The sequence below is a fragment of the Solwaraspora sp. WMMD791 genome (assembly GCF_029581195.1).
Taxonomy (GTDB): domain Bacteria; phylum Actinomycetota; class Actinomycetes; order Mycobacteriales; family Micromonosporaceae; genus Micromonospora_E.
Genome location: NZ_CP120737.1, coordinates 5,253,625 through 5,270,568, shown reverse-complemented (window position 1 = coordinate 5,270,568; position 16,944 = coordinate 5,253,625). Strand labels below are relative to the sequence as shown.

At 72.1% G+C, this 16,944-nt stretch carries 15 protein-coding genes; 5 read left to right on the top strand and 10 right to left on the bottom strand.

The features are described from left to right. Positions 1-18: 18 nt before the first annotated feature. Positions 19-825 (bottom strand): methyltransferase domain-containing protein, encoded by an 807-nt coding sequence (locus O7623_RS23495; RefSeq protein ID WP_282225164.1) that lies wholly within the window; start codon positions 823-825, stop codon positions 19-21. Positions 826-872: 47 nt separating this feature from the next. Here O7623_RS23495 and O7623_RS23490 point away from each other — a divergent pair, with 47 nt between their 5' ends. From O7623_RS23490 to disA, 4 genes are all read left to right on the top strand, one after another. Next, the gene (locus O7623_RS23490) at positions 873-1,712 is read left to right on the top strand and encodes a UbiA family prenyltransferase (protein ID WP_282225163.1); all 840 of its coding nucleotides are present in this window, start codon (positions 873-875) and stop codon (positions 1,710-1,712) included. A 154-nt stretch (positions 1,713-1,866) separates the two neighbouring features. Further along, positions 1,867-2,523 carry a hypothetical protein gene (locus tag O7623_RS23485; RefSeq protein WP_282229700.1) on the top strand — a complete coding sequence of 219 codons (657 nt, stop codon included), beginning with the start codon at positions 1,867-1,869 and terminating at the stop codon, positions 2,521-2,523. 11 nt (positions 2,524-2,534) lie between these two features. Next, on the top strand, positions 2,535-3,995 hold the full coding sequence (gene radA, locus O7623_RS23480; protein ID WP_282229523.1) for a DNA repair protein RadA: 1,461 nt from the start codon (positions 2,535-2,537) through the stop codon (positions 3,993-3,995). A 69-nt stretch (positions 3,996-4,064) separates the two neighbouring features. Continuing rightward, a complete protein-coding gene (gene disA / locus O7623_RS23475; protein WP_282225162.1) occupies positions 4,065-5,252 on the top strand; it encodes a DNA integrity scanning diadenylate cyclase DisA in 1,188 nt (395 codons plus the stop codon). A 90-nt stretch (positions 5,253-5,342) separates the two neighbouring features. Here disA and O7623_RS23470 read toward each other — a convergent pair whose 3' ends face one another. The 3 genes from O7623_RS23470 to O7623_RS23460 all read right to left on the bottom strand — a co-directional run bounded on the left by O7623_RS23470 (position 5,343) and on the right by O7623_RS23460 (position 7,251). Beyond that, positions 5,343-6,113, bottom strand: coding sequence for a hypothetical protein (locus O7623_RS23470; protein ID WP_282225161.1), 771 nt, complete (start codon positions 6,111-6,113; stop codon positions 5,343-5,345). 68 nt (positions 6,114-6,181) lie between these two features. Then, positions 6,182-6,742 (bottom strand): peptide deformylase, encoded by a 561-nt coding sequence (locus O7623_RS23465; RefSeq protein WP_282225160.1) that lies wholly within the window; start codon positions 6,740-6,742, stop codon positions 6,182-6,184. Then, complete coding sequence (locus O7623_RS23460; RefSeq protein WP_282225159.1) at positions 6,739-7,251, bottom strand: ACT domain-containing protein; 513 nt, start codon at positions 7,249-7,251, stop codon at positions 6,739-6,741. Before O7623_RS23460 ends, O7623_RS23465 begins: the two co-directional genes overlap by 4 nt. Positions 7,252-7,346: 95 nt before the next feature. Here O7623_RS23460 and O7623_RS23455 point away from each other — a divergent pair, with 95 nt between their 5' ends. Next, a complete protein-coding gene (locus tag O7623_RS23455) occupies positions 7,347-8,243 on the top strand; it encodes an A/G-specific adenine glycosylase (RefSeq protein WP_282225158.1) in 897 nt (298 codons plus the stop codon). A 192-nt stretch (positions 8,244-8,435) separates the two neighbouring features. Here the strand turns inward: O7623_RS23455 and O7623_RS23450 are convergent, their stop codons facing one another. From O7623_RS23450 to O7623_RS23425, 6 genes are all read right to left on the bottom strand, one after another. Then, positions 8,436-10,967 (bottom strand): ATP-dependent Clp protease ATP-binding subunit, encoded by a 2,532-nt coding sequence (locus O7623_RS23450; RefSeq protein ID WP_282225157.1) that lies wholly within the window; start codon positions 10,965-10,967, stop codon positions 8,436-8,438. A gap of 501 nt (positions 10,968-11,468) precedes the next feature. Next, a complete protein-coding gene (locus tag O7623_RS23445) occupies positions 11,469-11,819 on the bottom strand; it encodes an Lsr2 family protein (protein WP_123603817.1) in 351 nt (116 codons plus the stop codon). Between the two features lie 109 nt (positions 11,820-11,928). Continuing rightward, complete coding sequence (gene lysS, locus O7623_RS23440; RefSeq protein WP_282229522.1) at positions 11,929-13,383, bottom strand: lysine--tRNA ligase; 1,455 nt, start codon at positions 13,381-13,383, stop codon at positions 11,929-11,931. A gap of 172 nt (positions 13,384-13,555) precedes the next feature. Beyond that, on the bottom strand, positions 13,556-14,314 hold the full coding sequence (locus O7623_RS23435) for a type III pantothenate kinase (RefSeq protein ID WP_282225156.1): 759 nt from the start codon (positions 14,312-14,314) through the stop codon (positions 13,556-13,558). A gap of 17 nt (positions 14,315-14,331) precedes the next feature. After that, positions 14,332-15,237 carry a carboxylating nicotinate-nucleotide diphosphorylase gene (gene nadC, locus O7623_RS23430; protein ID WP_282225155.1) on the bottom strand — a complete coding sequence of 302 codons (906 nt, stop codon included), beginning with the start codon at positions 15,235-15,237 and terminating at the stop codon, positions 14,332-14,334. Next, entirely contained in the window at positions 15,222-16,916 is a 1,695-nt protein-coding gene (locus O7623_RS23425) for an L-aspartate oxidase (protein ID WP_282225154.1), read from the bottom strand. Before O7623_RS23425 ends, nadC begins: the two co-directional genes overlap by 16 nt. Positions 16,917-16,944: the final 28 nt, after the last annotated feature.

Sequence of the window (16,944 nt, the reverse complement as noted above, 5' to 3'; positions counted from 1 at the left end):
TCCCCTTCCGCCGGTCGATCAGCCTGACTTCAGCCCCCTGCCCTGGTACAGCAGCGCGGTGGACCGGGTCGGCACCATCCGGCGCCGTACCGGCCACAACGGGGGTCGCGAGGCGTCGGTGCCGGCGCGCGCGCTGCCGGTGCCCGGGGTGCCGGCGCGCGCGCTGCCGGTGCCCGGGGTGCCGGTGCGCGCCAGCGTGGCCCGCAGCAGCCAGTCGGCCAGCGCCGGGCCGGTCGGCCGCAGCCCCCGCACGAACAGCCGTACGCCGTGCCGCGCGCACTCCCTCGTCAGCCGCTGCGGGCTCACGAACAGCGCCGGATCGTGGATGCCGCGCGGCACCATCGGCAGCCGCTCCCCCAGCTCGACCGCGACCAGCCGGCAGCGCAGGGTCGCGTTCAGGGTGTCCAGCACCAGCAGCCCACCAGGACGCAGCACCCGGCACACCTCGGCGACGGCTCCCGCCAGATCCGGCACGTGCTCCAGCAGCTCACCGGCGGAGACCACGTCGGCCACCGCGTCCGCCAGCGGCAACGCCAGCGCGTCACCGCGTACCGGGGTCACCCCGTGCGCGGCGGCCTGGCCGAGCGCCGATGCGGTCAGGTCCACCCCGACGTGCCGGTAACCCTTGCCGTGCAGGTGCGGGGCGAGCAGGCCGGCTCCGCAGCCGACGTCGACCAGCACCGCGCCGTCGCGGGCGGCCGGCGGGATCAGCTCGGCCCGCGCCTGCGCGATCCAGTGCAGCATCTCGAACGCACCCGCCGGTCGCCACCACTCGTCGGCCAGTACGTCGTACTGGCGGACGTCGTTCGCGGGCAGCCCGGACATTGAGTGAGCGTGACACGACCAGCTGGTAACGGCCACACTTGACGGCTATGTCACGCCGCGTGTCCGCATTGATCAAGGCCAGCCATCCCGAACCGGCGGTCGCGGTCACCGCCGTCGCGGCGCTGCTGGCCTGGGGCGTCGGGCACCGTCCGGTCGGGATCGTCCTGGTCGCACTCACCATCGCGGCCACCCAGCTCGCCGTCGGCTGGACCAACGACTGGCTCGACGCCGACCGGGACCGGCGGGTGGGGCGGGCCGACAAACCCGTACCGGCCGGGGCGGTCAGCGCGCGGACGGTCGGCGCCGCCGGGCTGGTCGCGGCGGCGGCCACCCCGCTGCTGGCCGCGCCGACCGGCGTACCGGCCACGGCGTGCATCACCGGTGCGCTGCTCAGCGCCCTGGCGTACAACTGGCCGTTGAAGTTCACCGTCGTCTCGGTCCTGCCGTACGCGGTGTCGTTCGGGGCGCTGCCGGCGTTCGTCGTCCTGGCCCTGCCCGGCGCGCCGGCCCCGCCGGCCTGGCTGGTCGCCGCCGGCGCGCTGCTCGGTGCCGGCGCGCACTTCGCCAACGTGCTGCCGGACCTGGCCGACGACGCCCGCACCGGGGTGCGCGGACTGCCGCACCGCCTCGGTGCCACCGGGTCCGGGCTGGCCGCCGCCGGGCTGCTCGCCGCCGCCACGGTCACCCTGGTCGTCGGCCCGCCCGGACCGCCGTCGTGGGCCGGGCTCGCGGCGGTCGCCGGCACCGTCGTCATCCTGGCCACCGGCTGGTACGTGGCCCGCCGCGCCACCGCCGACGGCGCCCGGCCGGACGCCGTCTTCCGGGCCGTCATGCTGGTCGCCGTGATCGACGTGGTCCTGCTGGTCGCCAGCGGCCCGGTGGCCTGAGCGGGTACGCCACCCGCGCAGGGGGCCAGGTCAGGTGATTGTCGGGTCCGTGGCGGACGGCCGATCATCGCCAACTACCCTGGAGCCGGTCTGCGCGGGGTGTCGCCCCGCGCCCGGCGCCGGCGCGGCGCGGATCGTAACGAGGAGGACCGACGTGACGCCCTCGACCAGGGGATACCGCCGAGTCACGGTGCTGTTCACCGGCGCGGCCGCAGCGAGCGCCCTGTTGCTCAGCGGCTGTGGCACCGGCCAGATCGCCGAGACCGCGATCAAGTCGGCGTCGATCAACGGGGTCAACGTCGACTCACCGGACGGTACGGTGTCGCTGCGCGACCTGTCCGTGCCCTACCCGGGGGTCGAGGGCTACCCGGCCGGCAGCAGCGCCCCCGTCGAGGTCGCGATCTTCAACAACACCAACGACCCGGTCACCGTGACGGTCAGCGTCGCCGGGCCGGGCGACAGCGACCGGGAGACGGTCATCGGTGCCGCGTCGGTGGTGATCGGCGGATCCGACGCCGAGCCGTCGCCGCAGACCACCGACGGTACGGAGCCGACCGGCCAGCCCGCCGCCGACCCTGGCCGGGACGCCCGGATCTCGTTGCCGGCCAACGGCTGGGCCCTGTTCAGCACCGACGACACCGAGCCGCTGCGGGTGACCGGCCTGACCGACACGCTGACCGCCGGCCGCTCGGTCAACCTGGTCTTCGAGTTCGACAACGGCAACGAACGTCTGGTCGTGCCGGCCCCGGTCGACATGCCGCTCACCCCGGTGCCGCGCGCCCCGGCCGAGCACGACGAGGAAGAGCACTGAGCTCGCGGTCGATCCCCCGGGGTGCCGGCGGCAGCGCCGCCGGCACCACCCGTGGTGGTGCCGCGCCGCGGGCCCGCGCGGCCCGTGAGCCCCGACCCGCGTACGAATGCGACGCCTGCGGACACCAGCCGCCCAAGTGGGTCGGCCGCTGCCCGGAGTGCGGCGAGTGGGGGTCGGTGATCGAGTCGGTCGTCAGCGGCCCGGTGGTCTCCGGCCGGGTGGTCAGCACCCGGATGCCCGCCGAACCGGCCCGACCGATCGCCACCATCAGCGCCGCGCCGGCCAAGGCCCGCCCGACCGGCGTCAGCGAACTCGACCGGGTCCTCGGCGGCGGGCTGGTGCCCGGCGCGGTGGTGCTGCTCGCCGGCGAGCCCGGGGTCGGCAAGTCCACCCTGCTGCTGGACGTCGCCCAGCAGTGGGCCGCCGGTGCCGGCAGCCCGTCGCTGGTGGTCAGCGGCGAAGAGTCGACCAGCCAGGTCCGGTTGCGGGCGGAACGGATCGGCGCCCTGCACGACAAGCTCTACCTGGCCGCCGAGAGCGACCTCGGGGTGGTCCTCGGTCACCTCGACGCGGTCAAGCCGGGGCTGCTGGTGCTCGACTCGGTGCAGACCATCTCGATGCCCGGCTCCGACGGCATCCCCGGCGGGGTCACCCAGGTCCGGGCCGTCACCGCCGCGCTCGTCGCCGCCGCCAAGGAACGCAACATCGCCACCGTGCTGGTCGGCCACGTCACCAAGGACGGCCAGGTCGCCGGCCCCCGGGTGCTGGAGCACCTGGTCGACGTGGTGCTGCACTTCGAAGGCGACAAGCACTCGTCGCTGCGGATGGTGCGCGGCATGAAGAACCGGTTCGGCGCCGCCGACGAGGTCGGCTGCTTCGAGATGCACGAGGGCGGCATCAGCAGCCTGGCCGACCCGTCCGGGCTGTTCCTCACCCGCTACAGCGAACCGGTGCCGGGCACCTGCGCGACCGTGGCGATGGAGGGCCGCCGGGCGCTGGTCACCGAGGTGCAGGCGCTGATCGGGGCCACCGTCGCCGGCTCGCCCCGGCGGACCGTCTCCGGGCTCGACGGTGCCCGGCTGGCCATGGTGCTGGCGGTGCTGCAACGGCGTACCGAACGGCTCACCCTGCACGACCGGGAGGTCTTCGCGGCGACCGTCGGCGGCATCCGGGTGGTCGAGCCGGCCGCCGACCTTGCGGTGGCGTTGGCGGTCGCGTCCGGCGGGGTCAACCTGGCCATCTCCCCGCAGCTGGTGGCGATCGGGGAGGTCGGGCTGACCGGCGAGGTCCGCCGGGTCGGCGCGGTCGCCCGCCGGCTGGCCGAAGCGGCCCGGCTCGGCTTCCGGTACGCCCTGGTGCCACCCGGTGCGGCCGCCGCCGGCAGTGACCCGTTGCCGGCGAACATGCACGTCACCGAGGTCGGCGACGTGCGCGCCGCGCTGCAGGCCGCGGCCCGTGCCTCCGCCGACTGACCACCGGCGTCACCGCGGCAACAGTAACCACGGCAGCACCCACCGCATGCCGGTCCGTAGACTGGTGCCGTGGCGATCGACCGCGATGCGAACAAGACTGCCGGCGCTGGCACGCCCGGCCGGGTCGGTGCCGTCGGCTCCCCGGCCCGCCCGATCAGCGCCGGCACGTCCGCGTTGACCACCCCGGCTGCCACCGGCGACCCACTGCGGGCCAATCTGGCCCTGATGGCGCCGGGCACCGCGCTGCGCGACGGGCTGGAACGGATCCTGCGCGGACGCACCGGCGCACTGATCGTGCTCGGCTACGACAAACAGGTCGAGTCGCTGTGCACCGGCGGTTTCCCGCTGGACGTCGAATTCTCCTCCACCCGGGTCCGCGAGCTGTGCAAGATGGACGGCGCGGTGGTGCTCTCCAGCGACGGCACCCGGATCGTCCGGGCCGCCGTACACCTGATGCCGGATCCGTCGATCCCCACCGAGGAGTCCGGCACCCGGCACCGCACCGCCGAACGCGTCGCCCGGCAGACCGGCTACCCGGTGATCTCGGTCAGCCAGTCGATGCGGATCATCAGTCTCTACGTCAACGGTCAGCGGCACGTACTGGACGACTCCGCCGCGATCCTGTCCCGGGCCAACCAGGCGCTGGCCACCCTGGAGCGCTACAAGCTGCGGCTGGACGAGGTCTCCGGCACCTTGTCGGCCCTGGAGATCGAGGATCTGGTCACCGTCCGCGACGCGGTCGCCGTGGTGCAGCGGCTGGAGATGGTCCGCCGGATCGCCGACGAGATCGCCGGGTACGTCGTCGAGCTGGGCACCGACGGACGGCTGCTCGCCCTGCAACTCGACGAGCTGATGGCCGGTGTCGACGCCGACCGGACCCTGGTGATCCGCGACTACCTGCCGACCGGGCGCAAACCCCGCACCCTGGACGAGGCACTGGTCGAGCTGGACCTGCTGACCGCGACCGAGCTGATCGACCTGGTCGCGGTGGCCAAGGCGATCGGGTACGCCGGCTCCACCGAGGCCCTGGACGCGGCGGTCAGCCCGCGCGGGTTCCGGCTGCTGGCCAAGGTGCCCCGGCTGCCGGTGGCGGTGGTCGACCGGCTGGTCAACCACTTCGGCAGCCTGCAGCGGCTGCTGGGAGCCACCGTGGAGGACCTGCAGGCCGTCGACGGTGTCGGCGACGCCCGGGCGCGCAGCGTACGGGAAGGTCTGTCCCGACTGGCCGAGGCGTCGATCCTGGAACGCTACGTCTGAGCCGCCGGGGCGGGCCACGGCTGAGCCGCAGCGCAGCTCGGCGCGCCCTGGCCGGCGACAGTTGGCGTCGCCGTGCCGGGCCGACGGCTGTCAGTTGGTGATGGTCACGACGAACGGCTCGCTCACCTTGCTGCCCAGCCGGGCGAACAGCTGGTACTCGCCAGCGGCGAGGTGGTCACCGGCGGCGACGTCGTTGGCGCAGGTGCTGGCCGCCCGACCGTTCCAGCTGACCTGGTAGTCGCGGGCCGTCCCCGGCCCGAACGTCTGCACGTCGGTGCCGCGCGCCGTGCCGCAGGTGTCCGACGACCAGATCAGCTCGGCACCGCGCTTGAGGTAGAGCTCCTGCGGGTCGGCACCCACGTCCCGGTCGCAGGTACGGCTGCCGGCGTTCTGCACCCGCAGGCGCAGCGCCAGGGTCACGCCACGTTGGGCACTCGCCGGGGACGCGGAGGCGGCCAGCAGCAGCTCGTCGTCGGTGCAGGTGCCGGAGGACGGACCGACCGGAGCCGGTGGCACACCCGGATCCCCGCCACCGGCGGCTGGCGGCTGGCCGCCGGTCGCACCACCGGCAGCCGGGCCACCGTCACCGGTGCCGCCGTCGCCCGTACCGCCGGCGTCGCCGGTGCCGCCACCGGAGGTTCCGTCGTCACCGGAGTCGTCGGCCGGCGGCGAGCCGGTCGTCGGGGTGAGGATCTCGCCCGACGGCGTCGGCGTCGGCGTCGGGCCGCCACCCACACCGGACCGGTTGGAGCCGCTGCAGGAGTAGACCACGATGAACAACAGCATCAACACTGCGCCGAGCACGACGGCACGACGCCGCCAGTAGATGGCGGATGGCAGCGGGCCAACCGTCAGTCGCATGATGGCACACCGTATCGGCAAGTCCGGGTCGGCCGGCACGCGACGCGCCGACGCCCCGGGCGGGTCCGTCAGAGATATGTCTTACGCGCGAAGACCGCGTGCGCGCCGGCCACCCGGTCCAGAAAGAGCAGGCCGGCACAGTGGTCGATCTCGTGCTGCAGGGCACGGGCCTCGAACCCGTCGGTGACCAGGCGGACCGGTTCGCCGGTGCCGGGCAGTTGCGCCTCGACCACCACCCGGCTGGCCCGCTTGACGTCACCGGTGAGGTCGGGAACGGACATGCAGCCCTCCCGGCCGGGTCGCCACCGGGTCGCCTCGACCAGCCGCGCGTTGCACAGCACGAACGTGCCGTGTCCGGTGACGGTCTTCGGATGCCCGGTCACGTCGACGGCGAAGACCTGCGCACCGACGCCGATCTGCGGCGCGGCCAGGCCGACACAGCCCGGCGACACCCGCATGGTGGCGACCAGGTCGGCGGCGAGCCGCACCACCTCGGCCGCGCACGGATCGACCGGCTCACCGGGTCGACTGAGCGTCGGATCAGGCGCGGTGACCACCGGGACCACCTGTCCCGGTACGCCCAGCGCCGCCTCGGTCCAGTCGGCGAGCGTACGGCTGACGGTGCTCACAGCACGTCCGAATCGACCGGTCGCAGGGTCACCTCGACGTCGAGCTCCCGCCCGGTCTCCGCCAGCCGCCGACCCACCTCGGGCGCTGTACCGACCGGCAGTTCGACCTCGGCGACCAGTACGTAGAGCGGACCGGTCAGCCGGGTGGTCAGGTCGGTGACGTTGCCGCCCGCCTCGGCGACCACCCGGGTCACCGCCGCGACGATGCCCAGCCGGTCGGCTCCGTGCACACTGACCAGATACGGCTCCCCGGCCGACGGCAGCTGGTTGTCGGCCGGGACCGGCCGTACGGTGGCCAGCAGCTGGTCGTCTGCGGTCAGCCCGCGCAGCGCCGCGTCGACGTCGGACCCGGCCGGACCGGTGCAGACCAGGGTCATCGCGAAGTGGCCGCGCAGCCGGGTCATCGTGGAGTCGGTCAGGTTCGCGCCGAGACCCGCCAACGCCTCGGCGACGTCCGCGACGATCCCCGGCCGGTCGCGGCCGATCACGGTGATCGCGATTTCGTTCATGCCTGTCGGGCCCTCACTTCCGGTCGACTCCACCTGAGCAGTCTGCCCGACCGGATGACGGGGCGTCCGCGCGGCCTGGCAGGATCGTCCACGCTATGCGTGACGTGAGCTTCGCTGATGCCGCCATCGAATGGTACGACCGCAACGCCCGGGACCTGCCGTGGCGTGAGCCGGGGATCGGCGCATGGGCGATCCTGGTCAGCGAGGTGATGCTGCAGCAGACACCGGTGGTCCGGGTGTTGCCGGCCTGGCGGGCCTGGCTGGACCGGTGGCCGGAGCCGGCGGCGTTGGCGGCCGACCCACCGGCCGAGGCGATCCGGATGTGGAACCGGCTCGGCTATCCACGCCGGGCGTTGCGGCTGCACGAATGCGCCGTCGAGCTGGTCACCCGGCACGGTGGCGCGGTGCCGACCGACCTGGACGAACTGCTCGCGCTGCCCGGGGTCGGCATGTACACGGCGCGGGCGGTCGCCGCGTTCGCGTACGGGCAGCGCCATCCGGTGGTCGACACGAACGTACGGCGGTTGGTGGCCCGGGCGATCGACGGTGCCGCCGACGCGGGTCCGGCCACTCGGCCGGCGGACCTGGTGGCCACGGCGGCGCTGCTGCCGGTGGAGCCGGCTCGGGCGGCCCGGGCCAGCGCCGCCTTCATGGAGCTGGGTGCGGTGGTCTGCGTGGCCCGTACGCCCCGTTGCGGCGGCTGCCCGATGGCCCGACGATGCGCCTGGCGGGCGGCGGGCAGCCCGCCGCTGGTCGGCCCGAGCCGACGACCCCAGCAGTACGCCGGCACCGACCGGCAGGTACGTGGGCTGCTGCTGGCGGTGCTGCGGGAGGCGACCGGCCCGGTGCCGCAGCAGCGGCTGGACACGGTCTGGGCCGACGATCTGCAGCGCCGCCGGGCGTTGGCCAGCCTGATCGAGGACGGCCTGGTGGAGCCGGTCGGCCACGACGACGCCCCGCCGACCGGGTACGCCCTGGCCGGTCAGGGCTGAACCGGGCCGGACGCCGCGACCCCGTGCGGCGCAGCAGCACCCCACGAGCCCTTGCGGCGCAGCAGCACCCCCTGACGCCGTGAGGCGCAGCAGCACCCCGTGACGCCCTGCGGCGCAGCAGCACCCCCGCGACGCCGTGAGGCGCCGCCGGTGGCCCGGCGACGCCTCACGAACAGATGGTGCGGGTGCTGGTTACTCGTCGGCACCGGCGGCGGCCGTGCCGCCGAGGTCGGCGGGCACCGCGTCCGGTACGGTGACCGGCCGTTCCGCCCCCCGGAACACCAGCTTGGACTTGTCGATGTCCTCAGGGTCGCCGTCGCAGTCGACGACCACGATCTGACCCGCCTTGAGCTCGTTGAACAGGATCCGCTCCGACAGGTTGTCCTCGATGTCGCGCTGGATGGTGCGGCGCAGCGGCCGGGCACCCAGCACCGGGTCGAAGCCCTTCTTCGCCAGGTACTTCTTGGCGTTGTCGGTGAGCTCCATGCTCATGTCCTTGTTCCGCAGCTGGGTCTCGATCCGGGCGATCATGATGTCCACGATCGACAGGATCTCGGTGCGGTTCAGCTGGTGGAACACGATGGTGTCGTCGATCCGGTTGAGGAACTCCGGCCGGAAGTGCTGCTTGAGCTCGTCGTTGACCTTCTGCTTCATCCGGTCGTAGTTGGAGTCGTTGTCCTCCGACGCCTGGAAGCCCAGCGACACCGCCTTGGCCACGTCCCTGGTGCCCAGGTTCGTGGTCAGGATGATCACGGTGTTCTTGAAGTCGACGATCCGACCCTGACCGTCGGTGAGCCGACCATCCTCCAGGATCTGCAGCAACGTGTTGAACACGTCCGGGTGGGCCTTCTCGATCTCGTCGAAGAGGACCACCGAGAACGGCCGACGCCGGACCTTCTCGGTCAGCTGGCCGCCCTCGTCGTAGCCGACGTATCCGGGCGGGGCACCGACCAGCCGGGAGACCGTGTACCGGTCGTGGAACTCGGACATGTCCAGCTGGATCAGGGCGTCCTCGCTGCCGAACAGGAACTCGGCCAGCGCCTTGGACAGCTCGGTCTTACCGACGCCGGAGGGGCCGGCGAAGATGAACGAGCCGGACGGGCGCTTCGGGTCCTTCAGGCCGGCCCGGGTGCGCCGGATCGCCTTCGAGACCGCCTTGACCGCGTCGGACTGGCCGACGACCCGCTTGTGCAGCTCGTCCTCCATGCGCAGCAGCCGGGAGGTCTCCTCCTCGGTCAGCTTGTAGACCGGGATACCGGTCCAGTTGCCGAGGACCTCGGCGATCTGCTCGTCGTCGACCTCGCTGACGACGTCGAGGTCGCCCGCCTTCCACTCCTTCTCCCGCTGCGCCTTCTGCCCGAGCAGCTGCTTCTCCTTGTCGCGCAGCTGCGCGGCCCGCTCGAAGTCCTGCGCGTCGATCGCGGACTCCTTGTCGCGACGCACCTGGGCGATCCGCTCGTCGAAGTCGCGCAGGTCCGGCGGCGCGGTCATCCGGCGGATCCGCATCCGGGCACCGGCCTCGTCGATCAGGTCGATCGCCTTGTCCGGCAGGAACCGGTCGGAGATGTACCGGTCGGCCAGGGTGGCGGCGGCGACCAGGGCCCCGTCGGTGATGCTCACCCGGTGGTGCGCCTCGTAGCGGTCCCGCAGACCCTTGAGGATCTCGATGGTGTGCGCCAGCGACGGCTCGCCGACCTGGATCGGCTGGAACCGGCGCTCGAGCGCGGCGTCCTTCTCCAGGTGCTTGCGGTACTCGTCGAGGGTGGTCGCGCCGATGGTCTGCAGCTCGCCACGGGCCAGCATCGGCTTGAGGATGCTCGCCGCGTCGATCGCGCCCTCGGCCGCGCCCGCGCCGACCAGGGTGTGGATCTCGTCGATGAACAGGATGATGTCGCCCCGGGTGCGGATCTCCTTGAGCACCTTCTTCAGGCGCTCCTCGAAGTCACCGCGGTAGCGGGAGCCAGCGACCAGCGCACCGAGGTCGAGGGTGTAGAGCTGCTTGTCCTTCAGCGTCTCGGGCACCTCGCCCTTGATGATCTTCTGGGACAGGCCCTCCACCACGGCCGTCTTGCCGACGCCGGGCTCGCCGATCAGCACCGGGTTGTTCTTGGTGCGGCGGGACAGCACCTGCATGACCCGCTCGATTTCCTTCTCCCGGCCGATGACCGGGTCGAGCTTGCCCTCGCGGGCCGCCTGGGTCAGGTTGCGGCCGAACTGGTCCAGCACCAGGCTGGTCGACGGGGCCGCCTCGCCCGCCGCGGCGCCGGCGGCCGCCGGCTCCTTGCCCTGGTAGCCGGAGAGCAGCTGGATGACCTGCTGGCGCACCCGGTTGAGGTCGGCGCCGAGCTTGACCAGGACCTGGGCGGCGACGCCCTCACCCTCGCGGATCAGGCCGAGCAGGATGTGCTCGGTGCCGATGTAGTTGTGGCCGAGCTGCAGCGCCTCGCGCAACGACAGCTCCAGAACCTTCTTGGCCCGCGGCGTGAACGGGATGTGCCCGCTCGGTGCCTGCTGGCCCTGGCCGATGATCTCCTCGACCTGTTGACGCACACCTTCCAGCGAGATGCCCAGGCTCTCCAGGGCCTTCGCCGCCACGCCCTCACCCTCGTGGATGAGGCCGAGCAGGATGTGCTCCGTGCCGATGTAGTTGTGGTTGAGCATCCGGGCTTCTTCCTGAGCCAGGACGACAACCCGTCGCGCTCGGTCGGTGAACCGCTCGAACATGCCCTCGTGCTCCTCACGTGCCGTGCGCCATTGATCGTGGCGGGGCCAGCGCACGAGCCTCCAGGTGGAAGCTCGTGCCATCACTCTATCGCCGTGGACCGACTCCGCTCCTGCCGTGTCTGGCCGGAGCAGGGGCGATCCGCAACGTTTAACCCAACTGTGCCGCCTCGCCGGCTGTTCCCCGAGGCTCCGGCGCTACGCGGTGAGCGAAATCCGGTCGATCCGCAGGTTCGGCGCGGCGTCGGCGCAGTCGGCCGCGCCGTCCGTACCGGGCCGGGCCAGCCAGTTGTCCACAGGCCTGTGGACAACTGGTGCACAGCCTGTGGAAAACCTCCGGCGACCCTCGGTGCGCCGGGTGAGTCCAGGGCCGCAGGCAGTGAGCGCCCAAAAACCCAGAAACCCCCAAAAACGACACGAGGTACGGATGTCACCATCCGTACCTCGTGTCACTGCACCTGACTGGTCCGGCCGGGCCGGCCAGCACCGGTACGCCTGGGACGATCAGCGACCGGCTTTGGCGTGGTACTCGTCCACGATCTCCTGCGGGATGCGCCCGCGGTCGGAGATCTCCTTGCCTTCCTTCTTCGCCCAGGCACGGATCGCCCGGTTCTGCTCACGGTCGGCAGCAGCACCGCCACGACCCCGCGCGGCCCGACCACCCACGACCACGCCACCGCGGCCGATCTTGGTGCCTGCAGCCACGTACGGAGCGAACACCTGCCGCAATTTGTCCGCGTTCTTCTCCGAGAGGTCGATCTCGTACTGGACGCCGTCGAGGGCGAACTTGACGGTCTCGTCGGCGTCGCCGCCGTCCAGATCGTCGACCAGCTTGTGAATGATCTGCTTGGCCACAGGCCGTTGTCCTTCCGAGCACGTTCTCCCGCAATCAAGAGCACAATAGCCCGAAAGATGCGCCAGCCGTCAATAGGACGCGCAAACTCCCCCAGAAAACTTGCCGGAACTACTCCGGACGGACCAGCGGGAAGAGGATGGTTTCGCGAATACCCAGGCCGGTCAGGGCCATGAGCAAGCGGTCGATTCCCATTCCCATGCCCCCGGCCGGCGGCATTCCGTACTCCATGGCCCGTAGGAAGTCCTCGTCGAGGCGCATCGCCTCCGGGTCTCCCCCGGCGGCCAGCCGGGCCTGTGCCACCAGCCGATCCCGCTGCACCACCGGGTCGACCAGCTCGCTGTAGGCCGTGGCCAGCTCCACCCCGCGCACGTAGAGGTCCCACTTCTCGGCCAGCCCCGGCTCGCTGCGGTGCTCCCGGGTCAGCGGGCTGGTCTCCACCGGGTAGTCCCGCACGAACGTCGGCTTGCGCAGATGCGGCACGACCAATTCTTCGAAGAGTTCCTCCGCCAGCTTGCCCGGACCCCACTTCGGGTCGACGCTGACGTCGAACTTCTCGGCGTAACGCAGCAACTGCGTACGGTCGGTTCGCACGGTGACTTCCTCACCGAGAGCCTCCGACAACACTCCGTACAGTGTGACGGTCCGCCACTCACCACCCAGGTCGAACTCCGACCCGTCGGCGTGCGTCACCACATGTGACCCACTGACTGCGGCAGCGCACTCCTGTACCAACTCCCGGGTCAGCCGCGCCATGGTGTCGTAGTCCCCGTACGCTTCGTAAGTCTCCAGCATCGCGAACTCCGGCGAGTGGGACGAGTCGATCCCTTCATTGCGGAAGTTCCGGTTGATCTCGAACACCCGGTCGATGCCGCCGATCACGCAGCGCTTGAGGAAAAGCTCCGGGGCGATTCGCAGATACAGATCAGCATCCAGGGCATTGCTGTGCGTGACGAACGGCCGGGCCGCCGCGCCACCGTGCAACAGCTGCAGCATCGGCGTCTCCACCTCGACGTACCCGCGAGCATGGAAAGAGTCACGCAGCGTACGCAAGGTGGTCGCCCGGGTGGCCACGGTCCGCCGCGCCTCCGGACGCATGATCAGATCGACGTACCGCTGCCGGACCCGCGACTCCTCGCTCAACGGCTTGTGCGCCACCGGCAGCGGACGCAGCGCCTTGGCGGTGATCTGCCAGGAGTCGGCGAGCACCGACAGCTCACCCCGCCGACTGGTGATCACCTCACCGGTGACCCCGACGTGGTCACCCAGGTCGACCAGCCGCTTCCAGTCCTCCAGCGGCTCCGCACCGACCCGGTCCCGGGACAGCATCACCTGCAACTCGGTGCCGTCGCCGTCACGCAACGTCGCGAAGCAGAGCTTGCCGCTGTTCCGTACGAAGATCACCCGGCCGGTCACCGCAGCCTGCTCGCCGGTCGCGGTGTCGGTCGGCAGGTCACCGAAGCGCTCGCGTACCTGCGCCAGCGTCGCCGTCCGGGGATATCCCACCGGGTACGGCGCGATGCCCCGGGCCAGCAGCCGGTCCCGCTTCTCCCGGCGCACCCGCATCTGCTCCGGCAGATCCTCGGCGAAATCGTCGGGCTCGGTCACGTGCTCGGTCACGGTGGGCATCCTCAAAAAGCAGGGGGTACGGACAACGACGGGCAGCTCGGGGCGGCCGTCCGGCCACGAGCGTACTCAAGCGGGCGCGGAGCCGGCAGTCGACAAGCGCCGGGACGGATCAGGTGTTGCGCTCGAACACCATCCGCAGGCCGATCAGGGTGATCATGGGCTCGTGGTGGGTGATCGTCCGGCACTCGCCGATCACCACCGGCGCCAGCCCGCCAGTGGCAATGACCGCGCTGAGCTGCCCCAACTCTTCCGACATCCGCTCCACGATGCGATCCACCTGACCGGCGAAACCGAAGTACATGCCCGACTGCAGGCACTCCACCGTGTTCTTGCCGATCACCGACCGGGGCCGGGTCGGTTCGACCTTACGCAGCTGCGCGGCCCTGGCCGCCAACGCGTCGAACGAGATCTCGATACCCGGCGCGAACGCGCCGCCGAGAAACTCCCCCCGGGCACTGATCACGTCGAAGTTCGTGGTGGTGCCGAAGTCGACGACGATCGACGGACCGCCGTACAGGCAATGCGCGGCGAGCGTGTTCACCACCCGGTCCGCGCCCACCTCCTTGGGGTTGTCGATCGCCAGCTGCACGCCGGTCTTCACCCCCGGCTCCACGATCACGCTCGGGATGTCCCCGTAGTAGCGGGCCAGCATCGACCGCAGCGACCGCAGCGCCGCCGGCACCGTCGAGCAGGCCGCCACCCCGGTTATCTCCACCGCGTCCCCGGCGAGCAGCCCACGGAACATCAGGCCCAGCTCGTCGGCGGTGGACCGGGCGTCGGTCTTGATCCGCCACGAGTGGACCAGCTTGTCGCCGGCGAAGGTGGCCAGCACCGTGTTGGTGTTGCCGATGTCGATGCAGAGCAGCATGTCGTCCTCCCGGCCAGTCAGCGCGACGGCCCGTCGGCGGCCGGCCGCAGGTCCAGGGCGATGTCCATGATCGGCGAAGAGTGGGTGAGCGCCCCCACCGACAGGTAGTCCACCCCGGTCGCCGCGTACCGCGCCGCGTTGGCCAGCGTCAACCCCCCGGTCGCCTCCAACTCGGCACGGTCGCCGACGGCGGCCACCACCTCCCGCAGCAGCTCCGGTGGCATGTTGTCGCAGAGCAGGAACGTCGCCCCGGCCGCCACCGCCTCCACCGCCTCGGCCAGCGTCGTCACCTCGACCTCGACCGGCACCTGCGGGAACGCCGCGCGGACCCGACGGTACGCCGCCCCCACCCCGCCGGCAGCCAGCTTGTGGTTGTCCTTGACCATCGCCACGTCGAACAGGCCCATCCGCTTGTTGCCGCCGCCGCCGACGCGCACCGCGTACTTCTCCAACGCCCGCAGCCCCGGGGTGGTCTTGCGGGTGTCGAGCACGGTCGCCGTCGAACCGGCCAGCGCGTCGGCCCAGGCGCGGGTGTGGGTGGCGATCCCGGACAGCCGGCTGATCAGGTTCAACGCGGTCCGTTCCCCGGTCAGCAGGGTCCGGACCGGCCCGGTCACCGAGGCCAGCACCGTACCGACCGGCACCCGGTCACCGTCGCGGCAGTGCAACCGCACCTCGACCGGCGTACCGGGCGACGGCACCGCGTCGAACACGGCGGCGACCAGCGCCAGCCCGGCCACCACCCCGTCGGCCCGGGCCACCAGCTCGGCGGTGCCCATCTGGTCGGCGTCGATCGTCGCGGCCGTGGTCACGTCCAACCCGGCCGGACCGAGATCCTCGGCGAGCGCGGTCGCCACCACCCGCTCGACCACGACGGGGTCGAGGTCGCCGTCGACCGGCCCGGCGGTCAGCTCGCTGCGCATGACGGCTCCCAGGTCAGGGTGGGCGCTCCGGCGGAGCCGAGACCGCTCACCAGATGTCCCAGCCAGTCCTCGTCGGCATCGGGGAAGTCGTCACGCCAGTGACAACCCCGGGTCTCCTGCCGGGCGTACGCCGCCGCCACCAGCGCGGTGGCGACGGTGACCAGATTAGTCGTCTCCCAGTCGGCGGTGCCGGGCACACCCGGTACGGCGGCCGCGGCGCGCAGCGCGGTCGCCGCGCCGTCGAGGGTGGCCGCCGACCGCAGTACCCCGGCGCCCCGGCTCATCGCCCGCTGCAACGGCTGCCGGGCGGTCGCCGCCACGACCCACCCGGAACCGGCACCGGGGTCGGCCCCAGACCCGGCCGGATCCCGCTGGGCGGGCAGCTGACGGGCGATGTCCCGGGCGATCCGCCGGGCGAACACCAGCCCTTCCAGCAGCGAGTTGCTGGCCAACCGGTTGGCGCCGTGCACCCCCGTGCAGGCCACCTCGCCACAGGCGTACAGGCCGGGGATGCTGGTCCGGCCGTGCAGGTCGGTACGGACGCCGCCGGAGGCGTAGTGCGCGGCCGGCGCGACCGGGATCAACGCCTGCGCCGGCTCGATGCCGGCGGCCCGGCAGGAGGCGACGATGGTCGGAAAGCGCCGGTCCAGGAACTCGGCGCCCAGATGCCGGGCGTCCAGATGGACGTGGTCGCTGTCGTTGGCCACCATCACCCGGTGGATGCCCTTGGCGACCACGTCCCGGGGGGCCAGCTCGGCGAGTTCGTGCTGGCCGAGCATGAACCGTTTGCCGTCCGGGTCGACCAGGTGGGCGCCCTCGCCGCGCAGCGCCTCGGAGACCAGCGGCTGCTGTCCGCTGCCACCGGCCCCGCCGGGCACCGCCAGTGCGGTGGGATGGAACTGGACGAACTCCAGATCGGCCACGACCGCGCCGGCCCGCAGTGCGAGAGCCACCCCGTCGCCGGTGGAGACCGCCGGGTTGGTGGTGGTGGCGAAGATCTGCCCCATCCCGCCGGTGGCCAGCACCACGGCCCGGGCCAGGATCGCCCCGACCCCGTCCGGGGAGCCCTCGCCGAGCACGTGCAGGGTGACCCCACAGGCCGCGCCCGGTGCCCCGGCGCGCTCCGGGGCCGCCCGCAGCAGGTCGACCACCAGGGCGTGCTCCACCAGGCGGATCCACGGGTCCCGGCGGACCGCCGCGTGCAGCGCCCGCTGCACCTCGGCACCGGTGGCGTCGCCGCCAGCGTGCACGATGCGGTTCGCCCGGTGCCCGCCCTCCCGGGTGAGCAGCAGCATGCCGGCGGCGTCGCGGTCGAACTCCGCACCGACCCGGATCAGCTCACGGATCCGGGCCGGCCCCTCCTCCACCAGGGTCCGGACCGCGTCCCGGTCGCAGAGGCCGACGCCGGCGACCTCGGTGTCCTGGGCGTGCGCGGCCGGAGTGTCCAGCGGGTCCAGCACGGCGGCGATCCCGCCCTGCGCCCAGCGGGTGGAGCCGTCGTCGATGTTGACCTTGGTCACGACGGTGACGTGCAGGCCGGCTTCCCGCAGGTAGAGCGCGGCGGTCAGACCGGCGATCCCGGAGCCGACGACCACCACGTCGGTGGTCTCCGCCCAACCGGGCTGCGGCGCGGCGAGCCGGCCCGGCAGGGCGGGCAGTTCCGGGGTAGGCACGAGCATGGAGTCAGTCAACCCCGCCTGACGACGA